We start from the raw sequence: 23,150 nt of genomic DNA, 5'->3' as shown, positions 1-23,150 counted from the left end.
AGCAGAAGACGTGCAGACAGTCTGATCATCAGTACCAGGAGGTTGTATTTTGTTGCCACGAGAACGGGTAATCGCTCAGCTCCAGCACCGGGAGCCGGATCTTGTCCCCATGGGGGAAAACCATATTCACCACAGTCTGGTGGAGAAATACCTCAAGCGGGAGGTCATGTACGGAAACGGCTTCGCCGAACTTAAGGCCTGCTGGGACGGCCGCAGGGACGACTATATACAGGATTCCATCAGCACCCTGACCGGGCTGCCGAAGCTCCTCGGTCATGACTACATACGTATTCCCGCCTCCCCAGCGGACAGGGAGTATAAAAAGCCCAAAATGCTGGGGGAGTACTCCTGGGAGGATGATTCCGGACAGCAGTTTCATTACAATCCGGGGGTCGGACAGCTTGTCAGCCAGGTCTACAACACCGAAATGACCATTGACGAGCTGCCGGATGCGGATGAAGACTTTAAGGTTGATGAGAGCGAACTGGAGGTAATCCGGGGGGTAATAGCTGAAATGAAGAAAACCCATTTCATTATTGCCCGCCTGCCCCTGGACGGGACCTTCGCCTACAAGCAGACCGTGGGAATCGAGGAGTACATGGTCCGGATGATCCTTGATCCGGATTTCGTTAAGAAGGCCTCGGAGGTTTATGTTAACCGCAGTATCGCCTATATAAACGCCTTTCTCGATGCCGGAGCCGACGCCGTTATGCCCACGGATGACTATGCGGATAACCGGGGCCTGATGATGGGTTATGAACGGTTCGCCGAGTTTATTCTGCCGGGCATCAGAAAACAGGTTGAGGCCACCCACGCCAAGGGGGGCTATTTTATCAAACACACCGACGGACGAACCTGGGATATTCTGGATGACCTGGTGGAGGCGGGGGTTGATGGCTGGCACGGTATCCAGTCGAGTATCGGGATGGACTTCAAGCTCCTGAAGGAGAAGTACCGCGGCAGGCTCTGCTTTTTTGGAGGGGTGAACTGCGAGACCCTCATCCAGGGAAGTCCGGAGGATGTGGAGCGGGAAGCACAATACGCCATCCAGAATGCAGCCCCTGGAGGAGGTCTGGTCCTGGCCAGCGGAAACGGCCTGGAGAACGGAACCACCCTGGAAAACTATGCAGCCATGATGGAGGCGCGGGAGAAATACGGCAGGTATCCAATTCAGGTTTAAAAGAGGGCAGAGCGGGGACCGGGACTCTGGTCCCTGGGATTAGTTCCGGGGTGGATTGAGTTTTTTTATCCGCCTCCACAGGGTGGAGCGGTGAATGCCCAGGCGTTCGGCCACCCGGTCCTTACGGTATCCCTCTTCCTCCAGCAGTGTCCGGAGCGTCTCGTCATCGATACTGCTGCCCGGCAGGACGGAGCTTACTCCCGGGGATTCTTCCGCCCCGAGAATACGCCGGGCTTCGTTTTCGTCGATGCGGTCTGTTTCACTCAGAACGTACAGCCGTTCGCAGGCGTTCATAAGTTCCCGGATGTTGCCCCGCCAGCTCCTTCCCTGAAGATACTCAAGGGCGGATTTTTCCAGGGTTTTCCGGGGACCGTTTTTTTCTCCCAGGGACTGGATAAAATAGCGGCTTAAGAAGGGGATGTCTTCCCTGCGGGATTCCAGGGACGGCAGGTCGAGGTTGAGCACATCCAGACGGTAGAAGAGGTCCTCCCGGAACTTTCCGGCATCCACCAGGGTCTTGAGGTCCCTGTTGACCGCGGAGATAATCCGGATGTCCACGGGAATGATCTTGTCGTCCCCCAGGCGCATAAGCTCCTTCTCCTGCAGGACTCTGAGAAGTCTCCCCTGAAGGCGCAGGGACATCTCGGATACCTCGTCCAGGAAGACGGTTCCCCTGTGGGCGAGTTCGAAGAGCCCGGGTTTTCCTCCCCTGCTGGCTCCGGTGAAGGCTCCCCGGACGTATCCGAAGAGTTCGCTTTCCAGAAGGCTCTCGGATATGGCGGCGCAGTTTATGGCGACAAAGGGTCCCTTACGACGGGAGCTGTTGTTATGAATACTCTGGGCAAAGAGTTCCTTGCCCGTACCGGTCCCACCGTAAATAAGCACGTTGGAATCAACGCTGCTGAAACTGCGGGCCTTTTCCATGGTCGCCTGTATGGTTTTTCCGACCCCGATAATATCCTTGAAGGTGTGTCTGGCTGTATGACCTTTCCTGTGCATTTTTTCGCGGATGTTGACCTCGGTTTCCTGAATCTCCCTGACACGCCTCAGGGTGATTACTGTTCCGATCTTTTCCGCCTTGTGGACAACCGTGTCCTTGTTTGCCGCGAAACTCTGTCCTTTAAACAGAAGAATTTCATCCCGCAGGCTGCCGGAACGCAGAATAAAGCCGTGCAGATCGCTTTCCCCAAAGAGCTCGCTTATCTCTTTTCCGATGCTCTTGTCAGCCTGTATTCCCAGCATCTCTTCGCAGGTGGCGTTCATTATGCTCAGACGTCCTTTACGGTCCACAACGAGAATCCCTTCCGTGGCACAGTCCAGAACCGATTTGTAGCGGGTGGCTTTTTCCTGTTCCACCCTGCTGATCCAGGCGACCCGCTTGGCTTCCGTAATTGTCTGCCAGACAGCCAGGCGCCCGGACCGGAGCATTACATGGGGAATCCCCTGCTGCTGGGCATGTTCGCAGACCATTCTGCCGCCGATCATGACGCTTGTTTCGGGGTCTGCCATCAGTTCGAACATGGCGGCTATTTCCCTGGGAGTCTGTTCGGTGAGGAGTACCGGTGTCAGTCCGCGGCCGAAAAGGTCGTAGAGGTTTTCCACCTGAAACACGATATTCCGGGTTCCCATGATGATCGGTCTGCGCTCGGGAAAGAGTTCGCCGCACTCCTTGAGACAACGGATAATATCGTTCCCTGTAACCGGAAGCTTAACCACCGGAACAGAGTTCTCGTTTTCCAGGAGAATCTGGGCGGTGTGTCCCCTGGCTACGACGACATCGCCCTCTATTTGCAGCTGGCGTATGCGGTCATGATTGTGCTCAATCAGTACCTCCAGCTCATATATCTCCTGTTTCGGGTCCGCAGGATGAATCTGTTCGTCGTGCTCTTCAAAGGCTTCCGAGAAAAGTCGTCCCAGTTCCCGGTCCGGGGCTACCACCGTTATCCTGATCATTCATACTCCCGTTATGCGGCGAGACTTATACTTTCTATATTCGTACCTGGACATAAAGTACAAAGCCCATCCGGTTTTTGCAAGATACCCCATGGGGTGCATGCTATGCTTGAATCGGTAAAAATCAATTATTCAAGGATGCAAGAATGAGTTCATACAAGGATCAGAAGATTCAGGGATCCCCTGTAGTTACCGGGATGAAGGTTATTCCAGTGGCCGGCTACGACAGTATGCTGCTCTCCTTAAGCGGAGCACACGGTCCCGTTTTTACCAGAAATATCGTAATCCTCACCGACAGTTCCGGGAAAACCGGCCTCGGGGAGGTCCACGGCGGCGAGCATATCCTTGCCGCTCTGAAAAGCTATATACCCCATGTGGTGGGAAAACCCATCGGGGATTACAAGGGTATTCTCAAGTCCCTCTCCGGGGCGGACCCGGGGCGCAGTGCCGACGGAGGAGAAGGTCTGCAGGAACTGGATCTGAGTCAGCTCCGCTTTGTTGTCCACGCCGAGATAGCCGTTGAATCGGCTCTTCTGGACCTTTTGGGACAGTACCTGCAGGTTCCTGCGGCAGCTCTTCTGGGGGACGGTCTGCAGCGGGACAGGGTCCTTATGCTGGGGTACCTCTTTTTTGTAGCGGATAAAAACGGCACAGATCTTCCCTACCTGGATGAGAAGTCCAGCCCGGTGCCATGGTTCAGGATCAGGCGTCAGGCCGCTTTGACCGTCGATGCAATCCTTGAGCAGGCCGGGGCCGCAAGGGAGCATTACGGCTTCAGGGATTTCAAGCTGAAGGGGGGAGTTCTGGAGGGAGAAAAAGAGGCGGAGGTAATCAGGGCCCTGGCGAAGGAGTTTCCCGATGCCCGTATCAATATAGATCCCAACGGCGCCTGGTCTCTGGAGGAGGCGGTACGGCTCTGCCTGGAAATGAAGGAGGATCTGAGCTACGCGGAAGACCCCTGCGGTCCCGAACAGGGATTCTCAGGCCGGGAGATCATGGCGGAGTTCAAAACTGCGACAAACATTCCCGTTGCCACGAACATGATTGCCACCAACTGGCGGCAGTTCCATCACTCCGTGGTCCTGAAATCCGTGGATATTCCCCTGGCGGACCCCCATTTCTGGACCATGAGCGGTTCAGTCCGGGCTGCCCAGGTCTGCAATGACTGGGGACTTACCTGGGGTTCCCACTCCAACAACCACTTCGATATCTCTCTGGCAATCTTCACCCAGGTGGCCGCCGCTGCACCCGGCGACATTACCGCCATGGATACCCACTGGATCTGGCAGGATGGGCAACGTCTTACAAAGGAGCCCTACAGCATCAGTGGAGGGTATATTGAGATTCCGGAAAAACCGGGCCTTGGCCTTGAAATCGATATGCAGCGGGTAGAGGAGGCCCACAGGCTCTACAAAACCCTGAAGCACGGGGATCGCGACGATGCGGAGGCCATGCAGTACCTTATTCCGGGCTGGAAGTTCGACAGCAAGCGTCCGGCCCTTGTCCGCTGAGCTTTATCTTACTGATCCTCGGGAGCCTTCCCGGCGGAGGGGCTTTCGTTTTCCGGACTTCCGCTGTTCAGCGAGGGAATATTCAGGGTCGAATCCGCCGGAAGGCCCTTCATGATCCGGGGTTCCTCCGCCTGCTGCTGTTTCGGCTCCGGTACCCGGGGCTGTTTGAGTTCAGGCAGGGTCTCGAAGAAGTCCCTGGCTATGCCGGAGGGCTCTTCGAGCTCAACCTGTTCGTCAGTTCCCTCGGGAGCTCCAAGGGTAAAGGAGAACAGCACTGCCATGCCGAAATTCAGCACCAGAAGAACCGGTAAAATTACCCGCAGCGATAGACGGCGATGGGCAAGAAACCAGGATTTTATCGTTTCCAGTGGCCGGGAAAAATGGGAGTGGACTGCAATGGCTATAACAGTCTCCACAATAAGTAGCGAAAGGGCAATTAACAACTGAACCAGGGTAAGAATCATACAAGCTCCAAATCAGGAATTTGTCCGGCGAAGTTCTGAAAGTAATTCCCGGTGCAGCAGATGAATCATGGAATCAATCAGGCCGGGTAATTCCTTCCAGCCGGCGTAGCCGCTGAACCTGCCGTCCAGGGACTGGTAATAGTAGAGCCCCAGAATTTCCCCCTCCTGATTTACAAGGGGAAGTCCGCTGATCAGAGAATCCCTGTGCTCGATGGATCTGGAAACAAGGTTCGCCCTGAATACAAGGGAATCTCCCAGTTGGAGGGTCTCCTCTGTTTTCTCAATCAGGATTTTCTCCTCTGTTCCCTTATACCCGATGAATGCCGGACTCCCCTGTTTCGCCTGGGCGAAGGCCGGGGCCATGAGATTCTTCCCCTTCAGGGCAAAGTGGACCAGGGCGAGATTGCTGGACCGGGCTGTCATGCGGTGATCAGCGCTATACCAGGAGGAATCCTCCCCGATTCGGGCGTACAACGGAAGATTCGCCAGGGAGGGATTGGAGAAGGGATGAGCCACGGTGAGTACCCAGCCGTTCCCGTCCAGAAGCACCCCGGCAATTCCGGGATCTTCCTGTTCAGGTTTTTCCGGAACGTCGAAGATAATGAAAACCCTGCGCACACCCTTGAGACGGGGGGCGGTGCCGGGCTGATGATGATTGGCCTCTATGCCGGTTTCAGCAGCCTCTGCATCAGATACGACACTGAACCCGATGAAAAAAAGCCCATTCAGCGTATGCAGCGCTTCAATGGGAACCTCGTAATGCTCAACAGGCAGGGGTGAAACCGGATTCAGATCCTTATCGGTAGAGGCTATGCTGTTCCACTGGAGCAGATTAGTTCTGTACTCTTCCAGGGCATCAGGAGAAATAGTTGTTTCCCTTATCGGAAAATGCCGGCAGGAGATAACCATCAGCATCAGAATGGAAACATACAGCGGTCTGTACCTATTTATACGGGATTTACTATTCAGATTATTCATTTTTCATGAATTTAACACCTCCCGGGCCGGCATTCAAGCCGGTTTCCCATTCCTTCCCGGGTATTCACGGGTGCAGGGATAGTCCCCTCGTTCTTGAACAGCAGGATCATGCTATAATCGACCCATGCGGATTTCATCCCTTTTTTCCGGCGGTTTGATAAGCAACTACAACTGTTCCGCCGCCTGCAGGCACTGTCTCTACAGATCATCCCCCCGCCGGGATGCCTCCTATATCGACCCTGAATTCGCGCGCAGTCTGTTGCATAGAGCACGGTCTCTCGGCTGCAGGGGCATGCATATCGGCGGGGGAGAACCCTTCCTTCGATTCAGGGATTTGCTGGATACCGTCGGGGTTTTCCGGGATGCGGGTATGCGGCTTGATTATCTGGAAACCAACGCTTCCTGGTTTACCGATAAAGCTTCGGCGATCGAGAAGCTTTCCCGCCTGGCTGCGGCGGGCTGCGATACCGTCATGGTATCGATTTGTCCCTTTCACATTGAGTTCATCCCTCTGTATAAGCCCGAAGGTGTGATTGAGGCCTGTAAGTCTGCGGGGATGAACTTCTTCATCTGGCAGGAACAGTATTACCGGGAGCTTTCCTCCCTGGACCATGGAAGGACGCATACCAGGGAGGAACTGGAAGCTGCATTCGGACCTGATTACCTGCTGAGAGCGGCGGGGCGTTTCGGATTGACCATGAACGGCAGGGCCCTGGAAAGTTTCAAGCCCTTTTTTCGGCACTCCTCGGCGGAAGAAATTTGCGCTGCAAATCCCGGTGCATGCACCGAAGCGGGTGAGACCTCCCACTTCCATATGGACCTCTACGGGAATTACATCCCTCCCGGATGCGTTGGATTCACCATTGATCATGAAGATCTGGGAAGCGAGCTCGATCCGGAGCGCTATCCGCTGTTTCTGATGATGCTCAGCGAAGGCATATCCGCGCTGTATGAACAGGCTCGTCGGGATTCGGGTTTTATCCCGGACCCGGAAGGGTATATCTCCAAATGCGACCTGTGTCAGGAAATACGTACCTGGATGTCAAAAATGACGTTTTCAGGGGAACTGGGTCCCGCAGAGTTCTACAGCCCGGCGCACTGAGCTTGACTTTTCCGGGCTTTAGTGTAATCTTCAGTTATAGTCAAAGGGAGCTGTGAGTTACGGCTGAGAGGGAATGGTTCGATTCCGACCTTCTGACCTGATCCGGATAATACCGGCGAAGGGATTGACGGTTCGTCACTGTTAACCGCTGTTTGTCACAGACTTCAATCGGCATATTAATGCTGACGGAAGTCTTTTTTATCGCCTCCCTTTGAATAAGAACATCCGGGAGGTGTCTATGCCCGCCATGCATCTGAGTCTTCAAATACTGCCACGAGTCCCCGACGAACGGCTTTATCCAACGGTGGATAAAGTAATAGAGATGATCCGTGCCTCGGGCCTTCCCCATATTATAGGTCCCATGGAGACGACCATCGAGGGGGAGATGGACCAGCTTTTCGATCTGGTCAAAGAGGCTCATCGTATCTGCCTCGCCGAAGGGGCCAGCCGGGTCGGCGCTGTCATCAAGACGGACATGAAACCCGGGGGGCTGAGTTTCAATGAGAAGATCGGCAAGTATCGTGACCAATAGAATCAGGGACCGGCTGCCCTCAATGGCAGCGGGCCTGCTTTTTATTCTGCTGTGGGAAGCCTTCTGCAGACTGCTGGGGCTGGCGGAATACATTCTGCCTGCGCCCTCGGCGATTACTGCAGCCCTGGTCCGGCAGTTTGATCTTATGCTGCCCCACATCGGGGTAACCCTTTTTACAGCCATGAGCGGATTTATCCTTTCTCTGCTGGTGGCGGCCTTCTTTTCCCTTATCATGGACCTCTTCCCGGTCCTGCGAAGGGCTCTGTATCCCTATATTGTGGTTTCCCAGACGGTACCGATCATTTTTATCTATCCTCTTTTTCTGATCTGGTTCGGCTTTGGCCTCACCGCCAAGGTTGTGGTGGTTGTTCTTGTCTGTTTTTTTCCGGTGGCCGTAAGTCTTATAGACGGACTGCAGAATACCGATCCCGACCTTATCGATCTGTTCCGGGGAATGAGGGCAAAACCCCTGCAGATATTTCTGCAGGTGAGGCTCCCGGGAGCTCTGCCGAACCTCTTTTCCGGGCTGCGGATTGCAGCTACCTACAGCGTGATGGGAGCTGTTATCGGAGAATGGCTTGGCGCCCAGACGGGCATGGGGGTCTATATGATGCGTTCATATAAAACCTTCAACACCCCCCGGGTCTTCGCCGCCATTCTCGTCGTCGTCATAGTCAGCCTCATGGTGTTTGCCGCCGTGTCGCTGGCAGAGCGTTTTTTTCTTTCCTGGAAGTATGCAAACCTGAGGAGTAAATCATGAAACGAACACTTGTTGTTTTATTTGTTGCTGTATCGACCCTGGCGGCCTTTGCCGGAGGAGGCGGAGAATCGTCGGAAAAACCCGAAGCGGTAACGGTGGTCCTGGACTGGACCATCAATACAAACCATACCGGCCTGTATGTCGCCCGGGATCTGGGCTTCTTTGAGGAGGAGGGCCTGGATGTCTCCATCGAGTTCCCCCCCGAGACCGGGGCCGCCGGACTCGTTCTGTCGGGGAAGGCCGAGTTCGCCGTGAGTTACCAGGAGGAGGTTACCTACGCCCGGGCCGCGGGTAACGCACTTAAGGCTGTGGCTGCGGTTATCCAGCACAACACCTCCGGATTCGCCTCCCGCAGCGCCGAGGATATCCGCCGTCCCAGGGATTTCGAGGGCAAGGCCTACGGCGGCTGGGGATCACCCATCGAGGAAGCCATGGTCAGGGCCCTGGTGGAAGGAGACGGCGGGGATTTTTCAAAGGTAAAGATCGTTCCCATAGGATCGATGGACTTTTTCGCCGCCACTGCGGGGGACATTGATTTTGTCTGGATTTTCCGTGGCTGGGACGGCATTGCCGCGGAGCTTAAAGGGATCGATATCAACTATATTCCCCTGGCCACCGAGGCGGTACTGGATTACTACACCCCCGTCCTCATTGCCCGGGACGGCCTGCTCCAGGAAAATCCCGAGCTGGTTCGCGCCTTTATATCAGGAGCAGCCCGGGGGTACCGCTATGCCGTCGAAAACCCGGAAGAGGCTGCGGATATCCTCCTCGAAGCAGCACCGGAACTGGATCGCGAACTGGTTGTGGCGAGCCAGCGTTACCTGGCCGGGGAGTACACGGCCGGGGCGCCCTGCTGGGGAGAGATGAAGCTGGAAGTCTGGGAGCGTTATGCCGAATGGCTTAAGGAGAATGGTCTTCTGGAAGGCGAATTTGTTCCGGAGGCGGCCTTTACCAATGAATTCCTCCCCCGTTAAGCACCAGTCCTCTCTGGGCACAGAATCCATAATCCGTCTCTCGGAGGTGGTGAAAGGCTTTGCCGGTCTTGATGTAATCGACGGGATTTCCCTCTCCCTGAAACGGGGAGAGGTCCTGGCCCTTCTCGGGCCCTCCGGCTGCGGGAAGAGCACCCTGATGCATCTGGTCGCCGGACTGGATCATCCCGATTCCGGAGAGATCGTCATCGGTGGGGAGCTGGTGAACGGCGAAACCGGACGGGTAGGCTACATGCACCAGAAGGATCTGCTCCTTCCATGGAAGCGTGTCATGGCGAATGTGACAATACCCTTGCGGCTGAAGGGTATGTCGAAGGCGGAGGCGGAAAGGATCGCCGCGCCCCTCTTCGGCCCCTTCGGACTGGAAGGTTTCGAGGAGTATTACCCTTCTCAGCTTTCAGGCGGGATGCGTCAGCGGGCGGCTCTTATGCGGACCTATCTGTACCGCCGGGACATCATGCTTCTGGATGAGCCCTTCGGCGCCCTGGATGCCATTACCAGGGAACGCCTGCAGGACTGGCTTTCCGGACTTATTTCCGCCCTGAATACCACGGTCCTTATGGTCACCCACGATATAGACGAGGCCATCCTGATCGCCGACCGGGTCATGGTAATGAGCGAAAAACCCTCCCGCATTCTCGAGGAGGAGGAAATCCCTCTTCCCCGTCCGCGGAGCCGGGAGATGGTTATGGAGGATGATTTTCTGCGGGTAAAGCGCCGGATTTACAGTATTCTGCGTTCCGGAGGTGCCTAGGCGCTCTTCTGTTTCGAGGGAAGAAGGGCCTCCCCCAGAAAATCGGCCCCTTCCTGAAACGAGATGGCCGCGCTGCGGTACTCGAATCCCACCACCACGGAAAGACCCGAGTAGAGGGTGTCGTGAATAAAGTTGCTCAGCAGCTTCGCGTAGAGATCGCTTCTTACCTTTCTGCTCTCCGGGTCCCGCAACAGGAGGCTGTGAAGCCCGAAGGCCCGGGTGACCGCTTCTATCTGCTTTCCCACAACCGGGAAGATCGTCTTGATAAGGCCGAAATAGCGGCGGTTGTACTCTTCGCTGCTGTGGATCAGGTTGGTAATCTGACTCCTGCGGTCCCGTATCGGTTCTCCCCTGGACCCTTCCCTGAAGGGGATAAAATCGTTGAGGAGGCGGACGATTGTGGGCGACTGCAGAAGCTTGTAGAGGGCGAAATAGAAGAGCAGTATCCCCGCGTTGAGACGAAGCTCTTTTACAGCGGCGGATTGCTGGATGCTGCGCAGAAGAAGTCCGGTTTCCCGGTCGATGTTTTTATCATGATCGATATGGACTCCCTTGGAGAAGAGTTTTGTCTCATCCTCCAGGGCCTCGATCTTGGCTTCCAGCAGAACCCGCACCCGCCGCATGTGGACCAGGGAGGGGTCCTTCCGCACCATCCGAAAGGTCTCGGCCAGGACGCTGCGCTCCTGTTCCGTGAAGGTTTCGGTTCCGCCGCTTTCCCTGTTGAAAGCGGAGTTGAGAAGCCCGGAGACATACTCTCCGAACCCTGCAAGAAAATCCTCTTCCTTTTCCTGACGGCTGCCTGAAAGGTAAAAGCTGAGCAGGCGGCGCATGCCTTTGCTGAAGGGCAGGGGGCGAACCAGCAGCTCCGTCCGTTCCTCGATAAGCTGCCCCACAACACTGAGCAGTGACCTGTGAATATTCATGATCGCCGAAGGGGTCCCCTGCAGCAGGTCAAGAGCCGGGTCTTCGGGAACAAAGGCTATCCCCTGAATCGACTCTTTCAGTTTTTCATCCAGCCGCTCTTCCGCGGGCATGTTCCGGTTGTAGGTTCCGATGACGTCCCGGGATACTATGCCTCCCCCCCTGGGTGGAGAAAAGCGGTTGTGCCACACATACAGGTTTATATCCGGCGCCTTGGCCAGGGCTGCCCTGATATAGGCCCCCGCCGCAACGTGGGCGGTGGGTTCCGGGTTTGTTACCACAATCAGGTTGTCGATGTGGGGCAGAAATGCGAGGTTTTCCTCTTCATCGAGGCCTGCGGGCAGGTCGAAGATCAGAAGGTCATAGGCTGAAGTCAGGGCTGCGGAGAAGGTTTCAAAAAGGAGTTCTCTGATAATACGGGAATCCCGGGGGCCGGTTTTTTTTCCGGGAAAGAGAAGGTCCAGGTTGTCGAATATGGGAAGAATGAAGGCGTCCAGGGAGGCCTCCGGATCAAGGCCCGCGTCATTGTATCCGTCCTCCACATCCAGCAGTGTAGCGGCATTGGAGAGGGGATCCAGGTCTATCAGAGCCGTGGCATAGCCCTGCTTCGCATAGTAAATGGCCAGATTGACAGCTGTAGTTGTTTTTCCGACTCCGCCTTTTCCCGAGCCGACAGCCACAGATCGTTTGCGCATAAGTCCCTCCCATTGCTTGAAATCCCTGTTATCTGGTATCATACCTGATATCATTATCGTAAAAAACATGGTCTTTCAGGAGCCGATTTTGTCCAGATACGGCCGGTACTTAATCATTCTTCTCATATTTTCTGCCCTGGCAGGATGTTCCCGGGACCGGACAGGCTCGGAAACTCCCCTGCAGATCTATTCCAGGCTCTGGACTCCCCTGAGGGAACAGACCTTCATTCGGGAAGAACTGAAGCGTTTCTATTCCGAGACCGGAATCGAAACTGAGCTTCTGCTGTATACGGATACGGATATGGACAGGATGGCGGAGAGCGGAGAATTATCCGAGGCCGACCTCATTATTTTCTACGGCAACAGACTCGCTTCCCTTGCAGATGCCATCGATTTTGTCGATTTACGGGAGCAGTCAAAGTTATTCGAGGATCGCACCTTTCTGTTCAAGCATCTGGGAACCGAAAGGAAGGATACCTGGGAGTACTTTCTTCCCCTGGGTGCGGATGTATATCTGCTGATTGCTTCCAGAGAGGCGGCTTCCGCCAGACCTGTCGGGGCGGATGGCGAAAACATTACCTGGCCCCAGGTGGCGGAGTGGATCCAGAGAGCATCCCGACAGCAGGGCAGGGGACTGCTGGCGGTAACCGGGGTACCGAACAAGAGCCTTGTTTATTTTATGGCAGGTCCGATTCTCTCCTATGGCGGAGGTTTCCCTGATCTGACCTCCGAAGCTGCCCTCGAGGCGCTGCGTCTGCTGCAGGGAATGCGCTGGGTGTTTCATCCGCTGATAGAGAACTTTGATACGGTAATCGATCCCCTTGTAGATGGGAGTGCCTGGTTTGCCTTTGCCCATTGCGCCCATGCGGGAAGTATTCTCCAGGAGTCCCCGGGCAATTTTGATGTTTACCCCGCTCCTTCCGGGCCGGCGGGGATGGGTTCCGTATCGGGATTCAGTGCGGTGGGAATTCCCGGGGGAACAAAAAATGCAAAAGCCGCCCTGGCCCTTGTCGAGTATCTGACCCGGCCCGAGGTCCAGGCCCGCATTTCCAAGGGGGTCGGGGGATTCATTCCCACGGTCCTGGAAGCTTCCGACTACCTTGGAGAAGAACCCCTGGCCCGGGTTATACGTTACGGCCTGCATGTACTGGATTCCGGAAGAACCCGGGAGATTCCCCTCGAGTACGGCGAGTGGGGGAACGTCAAGCATGTATATGAAAGTGTTTTTTTCTCCACGGTATTATCCGGCAGAAATATTTCAGTCGATTCGCTGAAATGGGCCCAGACGGAGCTCGATAAGCTGAAAACCTCCCAATGAAAAACAGCTCATCCTCCTATGAAGCATTCCATCACAGAATGTCCCTGGGGGCACTGGCGACTTCCCTGTTCCTCGGTTTCGCAAGCCTAGTTCTGATTCTGGTCGCCATCTTCTACATGAACAACTATATGAACTACCGCCACATGATGGAAGCGGAGGCGGAAGGCCGCAGCGAATTCTACACGAATATGCTGGGTGCCTTTTTTTCAGAAGTAATGGGAGACTGCCTTTTTCTGTCCGCCTCGGACATTATTTTCGGGTCGCCGGACAGCAAAGCTCCTGCCGTTGACGAGCATGCCCTCAGCCTGCTTCTGACCGGCAAATCCCGTTATCGCAGTATCAGCTATTTTGATAACCAGGGCGAGCTCGTCGGATCTGCGGTATCTCCCGGTTTTTCCAGGACAGATCAGCCGCTGACGACCGATCTGCTGGCGCGGATTCGTATGCTCGCCGACAAGGAACTCCTGATCAATGTTGAAGGATCCGGCTCGGCGGCCCTCTGGAAAGAACCTCTCCAGAACCCCCTGGTCTATTTCTGGATGCCGGTTTCTGACCGTTCCGAAGGAGCTTCGCGGTACTTCCTGCAGCTGGTTGTGGATTTCAATTCCCTTCGGAACCTTTTTTACTTGCAGAACGGAAGCGACTCCTTCAGCCGGTATATCTTCACCTCCCTGGGGACACTCCTGGATCTGGAAGGCAACGGGACCTCCCTGCCGAAACCCTACGCCCTGCGGAAACTGATCAATGCCGAACCCCGGGCCTACTGGATTGACGGCGATCTTCTGGTCGCCAGGCGTTTCATGTTTTCCGGATTCAGGAGCAGCGGAGGAATAAAGATCTACTCCGATATCTTTACCCTTGTTACCATGCTGCCGGTTTCTGACCAGAAAGCTCTTTTCGATTATCAGCTCTATGCGCATATTGCATGGTTCGGTGGTATCTCCCTGGTGCTGATTCCCTTCTCCATACTCATTGCGGCGTATAAAGTGCGCAAGGAGGAGGCTGAGGAACGGCTGCTGGAAAGTATACGTATTCAGTCTGCAATCCTGAAGGCTCTGCCCGATTCCATTCTGCAGGTCGACAGGGACGGTATTGTCACTTCAGTCCAGGTGTATCCCGATGCGGCCCGGATTTTTACCAGACAGGAGTTCCCCGGCCGGGCTGATGAGATTTTCCCCGGGGAGCTGGCCTACAAGATCGGATATTATGCCGATCTCGCCCTGGAACAGCATCGGGAAACCCTGTTCGAGTACCGTTTTGAGGGAGAACGGGGGTTCTACTTCGAGTTTCGCTTTGTGGCCGCCGGGGAAGCGGATGTGCTTCTGATTCTGCGGAACAAGACCGAGGAGCGGGAGCAGCAGCGAAAACTCTATACAACAGGTCAATTTCTCGAGGCCTACAGGCGGGCCATGGATGCCGGATCCCTGGTTGCCAAAACCGACAGCATGGGACGGATCATCTATATGAACCGTCACTTTCGAGACCGTTTCGGGCTGAACTATACCAAGGCTGCCGGCCGGGACCTGATGGAGTTGATGGATCCCGTTGTCAGAGAAAGAGGACTCCCCCTTTCAGAGGACCCCCTTGAACGTATGGCAGCCTTAAGCGGGATTATCACCTGCCACGGCTGCGGGGATGTCTGTTATATCGATAATATTCTGCTCCCGGTGAGGGATGAAAACGGAAAGGTCAGGGAGATTATCTCCTTCGGACACGATGTTACCGAACTCAAGAATGCGGAGAATGCCCGTTCGGCTTTTATCGCCCGCATGAGCCACGAAATGAGAACCCCCCTGAACTGTATTATCGGGTTCAGCGAGGTTGCATCGGAAACTGTGGATCCCGACCAGGGAAGAAGCTACGCCCGGATGATCCGGGAAGAGTCAGAGACACTGCTGACTCTGGTAAATCAGGTGCTGGATCTATCCAAGATAGAAGCGGGAAAGCTGGTTATTCAACCGAAACCCTTCGAACTGAACGGCCTGCTGGATTCCCTGGCCCACACCCACGCGGCCCTGGCCGCAAAAAAGGGTATTGCCTTCAGTCTCTACAGGACTGATATGCTCCCTCGCTTTCTTTTCGGCGATTCCCTGAGGATTCGGCAGGTATTGAATAATCTCCTGGGCAATGCCGTCAAGTTCACCGAGGTGGGGGAGGTCGTCCTGGCGGTCAACAGCAGCATAAACGAAGGCAGGTGCAACCTGCACTTTGAAGTCAGCGACACGGGAATCGGTATCCCTCCGAATGCCCAGCCCCATATATTCGACAGTTTTTACCAGGTCGACGGGGGCGAGACGCGAAAATACGGCGGTACCGGTCTTGGTACGACCATTGCGCGGCAGCTTGTGGAGCAGATGGGCGGCCGTCTGATGTTTACCAGTACCCCCGGTAAAGGAAGCCGTTTCTGGTTCGATCTAAGCCTCGAGGCGGCGGAGGACCCTGTGGTCGCAGTTAAGGAAAGGATAGAACCCCAGGGTTTCAGGATCGACTTGAAGGGACGACGGATTCTGATCGCCGAGGATTACCGGCCGAATGCAGAGGTCCTGATACAGTTTCTGAAGCATACCGGGGCGGAAATACTCCTTGCCCGGAACGGCAGAGAGGCGGTCGACCTTTTTCGAGAAGAGGCTGTTGATCTTGTTCTCATGGATATCCACATGCCTTCCATGGATGGGTACGAAGCGGCCATGAAAATACGGGAGATGGAAAAAGCTTATAGGCAGGGCAGAACGCCGATCATAGGGGTAACCGCCGATGCCTTTCGCCGGGACATTCAGCGATGCTTTGATTCAGGTATGGACCGGGTTCTGGTTAAACCCCTGCGCCGGGAAAAACTCTTCAGGACCCTCGCCTTCTTTTTTGACCTGCCCGCAGAGTATGAAGAAGAGGACCGGGAGCTCCGGCAGAATCGCGGGTTAAGCGCAGGGAAAATCATGGACCGGGAGGCTCTGCTGCGGGAGGTCCGGGATGAGGAAGTTGCGGATGAGCTTATTCAGGGCTTTATTGAGGCCCTGGGCCATCAGATAAAGACTGTCGGGGAAGCCAGAGAATCCGGAGACTGGAAAACCCTGCACAGGGAAGCACATTCGGTGAAAGGGGGCTCCGCTGCTCTCTACGCCGAAGCTCTGAGGCAGGCCGCCTTGCGTCTGGAGCAGGCCGCCAAACGGGAAGACCTGCCGGAAATTGATGCGGCGCTGCCTGAGTTTATCGCCGAAGCCGAACGTTTTCTGCAGCAGATCCAGTTCAGCTGATCTCCTCGATATGGAAGGGAGTGATCTGGTATACGTAGTAATTGAGCCAGTTTGAGAATAGCAGGTTGGCATGGCTCCTCCAGCGGACCACCGGGTGCTGTGTTTCATCCCCGGAGGGAAAATAGTTTTCCGGCGGTTCGATCTCCAGGCCTTTATTCTTGTCCCGCAGGTATTCCTTCTTCAGGGTAAGGGGATCGTACTCCACATGTCCGGTAACGTAGATATCCCTCCCGGACCTGGTGCTTACAATGAAGACCCCCGCCTCCTCTGACTCGGACACAAGCACCAGCTCAGGGTTTGCCTGTATATCCTCCTTTCTGATTTCCGTATGCCGGGAATGGGGAGCAAGAAAGGTGTCATCAAAACCTCTGACCAGCGGGACCTGGGGAGCTGTAACGGTGTGGGAAAAAATCCCGAACATCTTTTTGTCCAGAGGATACTTGGGTACCGAATAGTTATAGTAGAGTCCTGCCTGGGCTGCCCAGCAGATATAGAGGGTGCTGGTAACGTGCTTTTTTGCCCAGTCCATTATCTCTGTAAGTTCTTTCCAGTAGGCCACGTCCTCAAATTCCATCTGCTCCACCGGAGCTCCGGTTATAATGAAACCGTCGTATTTTTTATCCTTTATCTCTTCGAAGGTTGTGTAGAAGGTTTCCAGATGAGATTCCGGGGTATGGGTCGAACGGTAGGTGGCGGTATGAACCAGATCTATCTCCACCTGCAGGGGCGTATTGGAAAGGAGTCTGAGCAGATGAACCTCTGTCTCTATTTTCAGGGGCATCAGGTTCAGCAGGCCTATACGCAGGGGGCGGATATCCTGATGTACTGCCCGGGAATGGGTCATGACAAAGATGTTTTCCCCGGTGAGAACATCGTATGCAGGCAGTTTGTCGGGTATGTTAAGAGGCATGGGCCGTCTCCTTTTGAATATAGATTACACAAATAATAATCTTTAATGTAGCTGTTTTTTTCCCTTTTGACGAGAGGGCATTCCCACTGATCAGGAAAATCTTTTATACTCTCAGAGTGTTCCATTTAAGCAGGAGATCCCGGCATGCGTGCAGCCTTGCTTGATACAGCGGTTTACCCCTGTCCCTATCTCGAAGGAAAAACCGCCCGTATGGAGCAGTTCATTACCTACAGCATAGGTCCCGAAGAGCACGAAACCCTTCTGGCCCATGGCTACCGGCATTTCGGGAACTATTATTTTCGCCCCGACTGCGGTGTCTGTTCACGCTGCATACCCCTGCGTGTCGGGGTCACGGGCATCTCCCTCCACCGTTCATGGCGGAGGCTCCTGAACAAATCAGTGTTCCTTGAACTCCGTATCAATGATCCTCCTTCGATTCAGGAGGCTTTTGATCTCTATAATTTGCACAAGAGACGTTTCGGGGACGGGGAGCAGTCGGATATCCGAATCTTCCGGGAGAGCTTTTTCACCGAACACCCTGTTTCCCGTATCCTGACCCTTCGGGACGGTAAGCGTCTTGTCGCAGTCGCCCATTTTGACCAGGTGCCGAGCAGCCTTTCTGCAGTATATACCTACTACGACGACAGGGATTATGCCCGGGTAAGTCCGGGGAAGCTCTCCATCATCCATCTTATCCAGCTGGCCGCTGCAACGGGAAGAAAATACCTTTACCTCGGATACTATGTTCATGACAATCCCTTCATGTGCTACAAGGCCGGCTTTACTCCCTTCGAATACAGTCCCCGGGGAGGAGTGTGGTCCCGGCCACGGGATGCCCTGGGGGAGATTTCCTTTATTCCCGGAGAGCCCCTGCTGCGCTGAAGGGTATAATTTTTCAGTTTCAGCTTAACAGCCCGCCTCTGATTTGCTACCTTATAACGAGTATGAGTAATCGAAGCTTCAATGTCATGTTTGTCTGCATGGGCAATGTCTGCCGGTCTCCGGCGGCCCATGCGGTTCTGGTTCATAAACTCCGGGAGAGAGGCCTGGATCAGAGGGTCAGGGTTGCCTCTTCCGGAACCATTGCGTATCACGTCGGGGAACCTGCGGATTCGCGGATGCGGCAGGAACTGGCCAGTCACGGAATCAAATCCATCAGCAGGGCGGAGCAGTTCATCCCTGAGGATTTTTCCCGCTACGATATAATCCTCGCCATGGACCGAACGAACTATGAGTCCCTGAAGGAAATGGCTGTCAACGGCAACAGCCGGTATCTTTCCCGGATTCGGCTCTTCCGGGAATTTGATCCCGAGGGTCCCGGGGATGTTCCGGATCCCTATTATGGCGGAAGAAGCGGTTTTTCCGAGGTCTTCAGAATGGTTGATCGTACCACTGACAGTCTTCTTGACCATATTATCTCCGGAGCCCTGGTCCAGTGACAAAAGTCAGCTGTGACGAATATCTTTCAGCCCGGATACGGGAGCTCTTCGGAAACGATTCCCGGGTGAGTTCCCGCCGCGGTCTCGGAGGGGGCTGTATAAATAATGCAGAGGAGTATGCGCTTTCCGGAGGTGAAAAGCTCTTCGTAAAACGGAACAGGAGCAGTCATTCCGGACTCTTTGCCGCTGAAGCCGCGGGTCTGGAGGCTTTGGCGGTTTCCGGAGGCCCAAGAGTTCCCGGGGTACTGGGTTTTCATGATGACGGCACTGATCAGATACTGATCCTCGAGTTTATCTCCCCCGGGGTAAAGGGCAGGGATTTCTGGGAGCTCTTCGGGCGACAGATGGCGATCCTGCACCGGGCAGGTACCGATAAAGGCTTCGGTTTTGACGGGGATAACCATATCGGGGCCACGGAGCAGAGGAACGGCTGGATGCCCGACTGGCTCGAGTTTTTCGCCCGAAGAAGGATCGGTTTTCAGCTCGAACTTGCCATCAGCCGGGGACGCATGGACACCGGTACCGCCGGGGAGTGCGAAAAGTTTATGTCCAGGATCCCCGAGATTCTCATCGAACCCGAGATGCCCTCCCTGCTCCACGGTGACCTCTGGGGAGGAAACTACATGATTGGAGACAGGGGGGAACCGGTCCTGATAGATCCAGCAGTCTACTACGGCCACAGGGAGGCTGACCTTGCCATGACCGAACTCTTTGGCGGTTTCAAACCCTCCTTCTATTCCGCGTATAACGAGGCGTATCCTCTTAAGTCCGGTTACCGCCGGCGCCGGGATGCCTACAATCTGTATCATATGCTTAATCACCTGAACCTTTTCGGCGCTTCCTATCTGGGTTCGGTACAGGCGATTCTCCGACGCTATACCTGATTTTCCTGACGTCCATGCTTGTTAGCCCCAGCGGCGGGGTATATGATACAGGTATATGAAAGAACAGAAGCTGTCTTTGAGAACCAAGCTTGGTTTCGGTGTTTGCGATCTGGGGGGAAACCTCTACTTTACCGTTATTGCCTTCTGGCTTATGAACTACCTTACCGATACGGTACACCTTTCCGCCGCCCTGGCGGGAACGGTGGTCATGATCGGGAGAATATGGGACGCCGTCACCGATCCCGCGGTGGGGGTCCTGAGCGATCGAACCCGCAGCCGCTGGGGACGACGCAGACCCTATCTGCTATTCGGATCAGTTCCTCTCGCCCTGGCGATGATCTTCATGTTCAGCGTACCATCCTTTCTTGAGAGTCAGATGTCACTCTTCTGGTGGGCCCTGCTGGCCTATTGTCTTCTGGGTACCGCCTACACGGTTGTCATCGTTCCTTACGCGGCCCTCACACCGGAGCTGACCACGGATTACCGGGAGAGGAGCTCCCTGAACGGCTACCGTTTTGTCTTCGCCCTCTTCGGGACCCTGATCGGAGCAGTGGCGGTTCTTCCTTTGCGGGACGCTTTCGATACAGTGGAGAAGGGCTTCAGCGCGGTGGGAATCATCTTCGGAATCATAATGGCCTTGAGCGCCCTGGTGACCTTTCTTGCAGTCCGGGAGCCTGAGCACGGAACCAGGGAGATTCCCAAAGGGGAGGGGATTGTCGCCTCGTATCTGAAGGTTTTTGCCTGCAAACCATATCTGCTTATAACCTTTGCCTACGTACTCCATATCCTGGCGATCACCATCGTCTCAGGAATCATGGTCTATTACTTCAAGTATGTGTACAATAACGAAGGGGCTACCACCCTGGCCCTGGGACTGCTTCTGATTGTCTCAATTCCCTCGATTCCGGTAAGCGTACTGATATCCAGAAGGATCGGCAAAAAAGCGACCTACGCCATAGGGCTGGGAATTTTCGCCGTCGCCCTCTTTGTCTTCTATTTTGTCGGAGAAGGGGTGGGTACCGGAGGAGCTCTGCTCATCTTTGCCGTCGCGGGGATCGGCAACGGCTTTGTTTTTCCCACCCCCTATGCCATGGTGCCCGACGCCATCGACCAGGATTATCTTGATACGGGGATCCGCAAGGAGGGGGCTTTTTACGGTACCTGGACCCTGCTGACAAAGACGGGACAGGGCCTTGCGAACGGTATTATCGGCTGGATGCTGGGCATCGCGGGCTTTCAGGCGGACATTGTACAGAACGCCGCCTCCCTGGGGGCCATCAAGCTCCTTCTTGGTCCGCTGCCGGCGGTGGTTTTTCTGCTCTCCATCCTGGTGCTGATCTTTTACCCGATCAATGAGGAGCGGTATAACGCCATACGTTCCGCCATTGAGGCCCGGGAAGCCGGAAGAGGAGGGGCTTGAACTGTGGCTGGATCTACTGTAATGCGGCGTTCTTTTCTGGTCGTACTGATTCTCGTACTGCTGCCGGCTGTCCTGCCGGCTGAACAGATTGCCCTGGGACCCTTCGGGAGTTTCATCGATCCCCCCGAAGGCTGGGGGATCCTCGGACAGGAGTCTGAGAAACTGACTTTCGCCTTCAGCGGTGAGGGCGCCTACCTGCAGATCAAACGCTTTCCCGGATTTTCCGGACTGGATGCCCTGGTTTCGGAGACGGAAGGCAGACTGGGAGCGGAGGGTGAAGGAACTCGTTTCTCCTACGCCTCAGGGGAGGCCTATTTTGGAACCGTCGATTTCCGCACCGGGGGCTTTTCCTTTTCCGGCTATCTTTTCGCATTTACAGATCCATCCTCCGGACTGGACCCGGTCGTTCTTCTCGGCTTCAGCGACAGTGAGCAGCTTGGCGCGTATAACGATCTGATCCTCTCCGCCATGGATTCCTATTCTCCCCTTGCGCTGACTGACAGACTTCCGGGACCCGTCGCCTCCTTTGACCGGCTCTTTTCCGGCGGCCGCAGAAGCTCTGTGGAAATAGCTGTCGCAGGAACAAGAAAAACTGTCCGCCTCGATCAGGGAGAGGTAGAGACCGCTTCCTACGTGACCGAAAGGGAGGCCCGTATTCTGGGGGCCGCGGGAAGTGTAGCCGCCTGGGAACGTTTTTTTCGTGTCCTCTACCGGGATTCCGTCGCCGGCCTTGAGCCCCTGACCCTCGCGCTGCATGAGATTTTTCCCCGGAATCCCTCGGCCAGGGAAGCCCGGGAAATAGCGGAGGAACTCCTTGTCTGGCTGCAGAGCTTTACCTATCGACGCTCAGGTACCTTCAGCGATTTTGTCGATCCCGTCCAGGCCGTGGTGAGCTCTTCCGGAGACTGTGACTCCCTGGGACTCTTGTACGTAATCCTCTTGCATTCCTTCGATATAGACGCTATTCTCCTGGTCTCCGAGAAGTACGCCCACGCCCTGGGGGCGGTGGATGTAAGCGGAGGGGGTGCGCGCTACACCCATGCAGGCAAAGCTTATGTTGTTGCGGAGCTTACGGACCAGGTCGACCTGGGACTCATTGCCGCAGATATGGCAGACCCGGCGGGATGGACGCCCATCGTGTTTCCGAATAATCTGACAGACAGGAATGAATAATACAATGGCTGAGGAACTGAACAGTGGGGCGCGTAAATTCTTGAGCGCCAAGGCAAGTCTTATTAAACCGGTGGTGATGCTGGGAAAAGAGGGGGCAACCCCTCAGCTGATAAAGGCCCTGGAGGAGGCTTTACGGGCTCATGAGCTTGTAAAGCTGCGTTTTGTTGACTACAAGGAGGACCGTAAAACGATTGCCGCGGAACTGGCCCGGGGCGTCGATGCCCGGCTTGTCCGTATCATCGGAAACGTGGCAGTCTATTACAGGCCCCATGAGGAGCCTGAAAAGAGGCGCTACACCCTGCCGGAATAGAGAGGAAAGCTGGCGATCAGCTCTGCCTGTCGTAGCTCTCGGTATCCTCGCTGAAATAATCCAGCTGAATTCCGGCACGGCGAAAAAATTCTTCCGACTCTGCCCCCGCATGATATTTCCGCTTGCAGACCACCCGCCTGATCCCGCAGTTGATAATCAGCATGGCGCAGGTGCGGCAGGGGGTCATGGTGCAGTAGAGGGTAGCTCCGTCGAGGGCCACACCCCGTCGGGCAGCCTGACAGATGGCGTTCTGCTCCGCGTGGACGGTCCTCATGCAGTGCTGGCTTACGCTGCCGTCCTCGTGTACCAGTTTCTTTATCTGGTGTCCCACCTCGTCGCAGTGGGGAAACCCAACCGGTGATCCCACGTAGCCTGTTACCAGGAGCTGGCGGTCCCTGGCGATAACACAGCCGGAGCGTCCCCGGTCGCAGGTTGCCCGCTTGGCAATGGCATCACACACTTCCATGAAATACTCGTCCCAGCTTGGACGCCTATAGTTTTCCTGTTTTTCCATAACCGAAGGTATTGTAGCATGTCTTGGCCTAAAGAGGGGATACACGGCCAGGGTTTTTCCCTTCGCTTCCTCTTTTGACACTCTCCGCC

General features: G+C 55.2%; 21 protein-coding genes and 1 riboswitch. Of the genes, 15 read left to right on the top strand and 6 right to left on the bottom strand.

Annotated elements, in window-relative coordinates; genetic code table 11:
* Positions 1-49 precede the first annotated feature (49 nt).
* Entirely contained in the window at positions 50-1,180 is a 1,131-nt protein-coding gene (locus B4O97_RS10105) for a uroporphyrinogen decarboxylase family protein (protein WP_158084249.1), read from the top strand.
* 39 nt (positions 1,181-1,219) lie between these two features.
* On the opposite strand, the gene B4O97_RS10100 is transcribed toward B4O97_RS10105, so the two are convergent.
* Positions 1,220-3,133 carry a sigma 54-interacting transcriptional regulator gene (locus B4O97_RS10100; protein WP_083050539.1) on the bottom strand — a complete coding sequence of 638 codons (1,914 nt, stop codon included), beginning with the start codon at positions 3,131-3,133 and terminating at the stop codon, positions 1,220-1,222.
* Between the two features lie 146 nt (positions 3,134-3,279).
* Here B4O97_RS10100 and B4O97_RS10095 point away from each other — a divergent pair, with 146 nt between their 5' ends.
* Entirely contained in the window at positions 3,280-4,644 is a 1,365-nt protein-coding gene (locus tag B4O97_RS10095) for an enolase C-terminal domain-like protein (RefSeq protein WP_083050538.1), read from the top strand.
* An 8-nt stretch (positions 4,645-4,652) separates the two neighbouring features.
* On the opposite strand, the gene B4O97_RS10090 is transcribed toward B4O97_RS10095, so the two are convergent.
* Positions 4,653-5,108, bottom strand: a complete 456-nt coding sequence (locus tag B4O97_RS10090; protein WP_083050536.1) for a hypothetical protein — start codon at positions 5,106-5,108, stop codon at positions 4,653-4,655.
* Between the two features lie 12 nt (positions 5,109-5,120).
* Positions 5,121-6,086 carry a serine protease family protein gene (locus B4O97_RS10085; protein WP_083050534.1) on the bottom strand — a complete coding sequence of 322 codons (966 nt, stop codon included), beginning with the start codon at positions 6,084-6,086 and terminating at the stop codon, positions 5,121-5,123.
* Between the two features lie 124 nt (positions 6,087-6,210).
* Here B4O97_RS10085 and B4O97_RS10080 point away from each other — a divergent pair, with 124 nt between their 5' ends.
* From B4O97_RS10080 to B4O97_RS10060, 5 genes are all read left to right on the top strand, one after another.
* Positions 6,211-7,188 (top strand): radical SAM protein, encoded by a 978-nt coding sequence (locus B4O97_RS10080; RefSeq protein ID WP_083050533.1) that lies wholly within the window; start codon positions 6,211-6,213, stop codon positions 7,186-7,188.
* A gap of 33 nt (positions 7,189-7,221) precedes the next feature.
* Positions 7,222-7,330, top strand: a riboswitch (TPP riboswitch).
* 96 nt (positions 7,331-7,426) lie between these two features.
* Positions 7,427-7,720, top strand: coding sequence for a thiamine-binding protein (locus tag B4O97_RS10075; protein WP_083050531.1), 294 nt, complete (start codon positions 7,427-7,429; stop codon positions 7,718-7,720).
* Positions 7,689-8,480, top strand: a complete 792-nt coding sequence (locus tag B4O97_RS10070; protein ID WP_233143010.1) for an ABC transporter permease — start codon at positions 7,689-7,691, stop codon at positions 8,478-8,480. Before B4O97_RS10075 ends, B4O97_RS10070 begins: the two co-directional genes overlap by 32 nt.
* Positions 8,477-9,454, top strand: a complete 978-nt coding sequence (locus B4O97_RS10065) for an ABC transporter substrate-binding protein (protein WP_083050528.1) — start codon at positions 8,477-8,479, stop codon at positions 9,452-9,454. The genes B4O97_RS10070 and B4O97_RS10065 overlap by 4 nt, the downstream gene beginning before the upstream one ends.
* Positions 9,435-10,226 carry an ABC transporter ATP-binding protein gene (locus tag B4O97_RS10060; protein WP_083050527.1) on the top strand — a complete coding sequence of 264 codons (792 nt, stop codon included), beginning with the start codon at positions 9,435-9,437 and terminating at the stop codon, positions 10,224-10,226. The genes B4O97_RS10065 and B4O97_RS10060 overlap by 20 nt, the downstream gene beginning before the upstream one ends.
* Here the strand turns inward: B4O97_RS10060 and B4O97_RS10055 are convergent.
* The gene (locus B4O97_RS10055) at positions 10,223-11,842 is read right to left on the bottom strand and encodes a MinD/ParA family ATP-binding protein (protein WP_158084248.1); all 1,620 of its coding nucleotides are present in this window, start codon (positions 11,840-11,842) and stop codon (positions 10,223-10,225) included. The two genes, B4O97_RS10060 and B4O97_RS10055, sit on opposite strands and share 4 nt — an antisense overlap.
* A gap of 88 nt (positions 11,843-11,930) precedes the next feature.
* On the opposite strand from B4O97_RS10055, the gene B4O97_RS10050 reads away from it, so the two are divergent.
* Both B4O97_RS10050 and B4O97_RS10045 read left to right on the top strand, forming a co-directional pair.
* Positions 11,931-13,160, top strand: a complete 1,230-nt coding sequence (locus B4O97_RS10050) for an ABC transporter substrate-binding protein (RefSeq protein ID WP_158084247.1) — start codon at positions 11,931-11,933, stop codon at positions 13,158-13,160.
* A complete protein-coding gene (locus tag B4O97_RS10045; RefSeq protein ID WP_083050522.1) occupies positions 13,157-16,411 on the top strand; it encodes an ATP-binding protein in 3,255 nt (1,084 codons plus the stop codon). The genes B4O97_RS10050 and B4O97_RS10045 overlap by 4 nt, the downstream gene beginning before the upstream one ends.
* Here B4O97_RS10045 and metA read toward each other — a convergent pair.
* Positions 16,404-17,321 carry a homoserine O-acetyltransferase MetA gene (metA, locus tag B4O97_RS10040; RefSeq protein ID WP_083050521.1) on the bottom strand — a complete coding sequence of 306 codons (918 nt, stop codon included), beginning with the start codon at positions 17,319-17,321 and terminating at the stop codon, positions 16,404-16,406. The genes B4O97_RS10045 and metA overlap by 8 nt on opposite strands.
* 144 nt (positions 17,322-17,465) lie before the next feature.
* On the opposite strand from metA, the gene B4O97_RS10035 reads away from it, so the two are divergent.
* The 6 genes from B4O97_RS10035 to B4O97_RS10010 all read left to right on the top strand — a co-directional run bounded on the left by B4O97_RS10035 (position 17,466) and on the right by B4O97_RS10010 (position 22,547).
* Positions 17,466-18,203: a GNAT family N-acetyltransferase gene (locus tag B4O97_RS10035; RefSeq protein WP_083050519.1), complete on the top strand. Its 738-nt coding sequence runs from the start codon at positions 17,466-17,468 to the stop codon at positions 18,201-18,203.
* Between the two features lie 62 nt (positions 18,204-18,265).
* Positions 18,266-18,760, top strand: coding sequence for a low molecular weight protein-tyrosine-phosphatase (locus tag B4O97_RS10030; RefSeq protein ID WP_083050517.1), 495 nt, complete (start codon positions 18,266-18,268; stop codon positions 18,758-18,760).
* The gene (locus B4O97_RS10025; protein WP_083050516.1) at positions 18,757-19,644 is read left to right on the top strand and encodes a fructosamine kinase family protein; all 888 of its coding nucleotides are present in this window, start codon (positions 18,757-18,759) and stop codon (positions 19,642-19,644) included. Before B4O97_RS10030 ends, B4O97_RS10025 begins: the two co-directional genes overlap by 4 nt.
* Positions 19,645-19,699: 55 nt before the next feature.
* A complete protein-coding gene (locus tag B4O97_RS10020) occupies positions 19,700-21,064 on the top strand; it encodes an MFS transporter (RefSeq protein WP_083050514.1) in 1,365 nt (454 codons plus the stop codon).
* Positions 21,065-21,067: 3 nt separating this feature from the next.
* Complete coding sequence (locus B4O97_RS10015) at positions 21,068-22,237, top strand: hypothetical protein (protein ID WP_143305639.1); 1,170 nt, start codon at positions 21,068-21,070, stop codon at positions 22,235-22,237.
* Positions 22,238-22,241: 4 nt separating this feature from the next.
* On the top strand, positions 22,242-22,547 hold the full coding sequence (locus B4O97_RS10010; RefSeq protein ID WP_096348876.1) for a YhbY family RNA-binding protein: 306 nt from the start codon (positions 22,242-22,244) through the stop codon (positions 22,545-22,547).
* A 16-nt stretch (positions 22,548-22,563) separates the two neighbouring features.
* Here B4O97_RS10010 and B4O97_RS10005 read toward each other — a convergent pair whose 3' ends face one another.
* The gene (locus B4O97_RS10005) at positions 22,564-23,061 is read right to left on the bottom strand and encodes a deoxycytidylate deaminase (RefSeq protein WP_083050702.1); all 498 of its coding nucleotides are present in this window, start codon (positions 23,059-23,061) and stop codon (positions 22,564-22,566) included.
* Positions 23,062-23,150 lie beyond the last annotated feature (89 nt).

This window comes from Marispirochaeta aestuarii (assembly GCF_002087085.1).
Classification (GTDB): domain Bacteria; phylum Spirochaetota; class Spirochaetia; order JC444; family Marispirochaetaceae; genus Marispirochaeta; species Marispirochaeta aestuarii.
Note: the sequence above shows the minus strand (reverse complement) of the source record. Positions and strands in the feature narration are given on the sequence as shown.

Bases quoted from the DNA above. Each gene is read 5' to 3' on its own strand.
- B4O97_RS10060 (WP_083050527.1), top strand. From the start codon at position 9,435: ATGAATTCCTCCCCCGTTAAGCACCAGTCCTCTCTGGGCACAGAATCC.
- B4O97_RS10005 (WP_083050702.1), bottom strand. From the start codon at position 23,061: ATGGAAAAACAGGAAAACTATAGGCGTCCAAGCTGGGACGAGTATTTC.
- B4O97_RS10075 (WP_083050531.1), top strand. From the start codon at position 7,427: ATGCCCGCCATGCATCTGAGTCTTCAAATACTGCCACGAGTCCCCGAC.
- B4O97_RS10035 (WP_083050519.1), top strand. From the start codon at position 17,466: ATGCGTGCAGCCTTGCTTGATACAGCGGTTTACCCCTGTCCCTATCTC.
- B4O97_RS10070 (WP_233143010.1), top strand. From the start codon at position 7,689: ATGAGAAGATCGGCAAGTATCGTGACCAATAGAATCAGGGACCGGCTG.
- B4O97_RS10090 (WP_083050536.1), bottom strand. From the start codon at position 5,108: ATGATTCTTACCCTGGTTCAGTTGTTAATTGCCCTTTCGCTACTTATT.
- B4O97_RS10095 (WP_083050538.1), top strand. From the start codon at position 3,280: ATGAGTTCATACAAGGATCAGAAGATTCAGGGATCCCCTGTAGTTACC.
- B4O97_RS10010 (WP_096348876.1), top strand. From the start codon at position 22,242: ATGGCTGAGGAACTGAACAGTGGGGCGCGTAAATTCTTGAGCGCCAAG.
- B4O97_RS10080 (WP_083050533.1), top strand. From the start codon at position 6,211: ATGCGGATTTCATCCCTTTTTTCCGGCGGTTTGATAAGCAACTACAAC.
- B4O97_RS10085 (WP_083050534.1), bottom strand. From the start codon at position 6,086: ATGAATAATCTGAATAGTAAATCCCGTATAAATAGGTACAGACCGCTG.
- metA (WP_083050521.1), bottom strand. From the start codon at position 17,321: ATGCCTCTTAACATACCCGACAAACTGCCTGCATACGATGTTCTCACC.
- B4O97_RS10030 (WP_083050517.1), top strand. From the start codon at position 18,266: ATGAGTAATCGAAGCTTCAATGTCATGTTTGTCTGCATGGGCAATGTC.
- B4O97_RS10055 (WP_158084248.1), bottom strand. From the start codon at position 11,842: ATGCGCAAACGATCTGTGGCTGTCGGCTCGGGAAAAGGCGGAGTCGGA.
- B4O97_RS10100 (WP_083050539.1), bottom strand. From the start codon at position 3,133: ATGATCAGGATAACGGTGGTAGCCCCGGACCGGGAACTGGGACGACTT.
- B4O97_RS10065 (WP_083050528.1), top strand. From the start codon at position 8,477: ATGAAACGAACACTTGTTGTTTTATTTGTTGCTGTATCGACCCTGGCG.
- B4O97_RS10020 (WP_083050514.1), top strand. From the start codon at position 19,700: ATGAAAGAACAGAAGCTGTCTTTGAGAACCAAGCTTGGTTTCGGTGTT.
- B4O97_RS10045 (WP_083050522.1), top strand. From the start codon at position 13,157: ATGAAAAACAGCTCATCCTCCTATGAAGCATTCCATCACAGAATGTCC.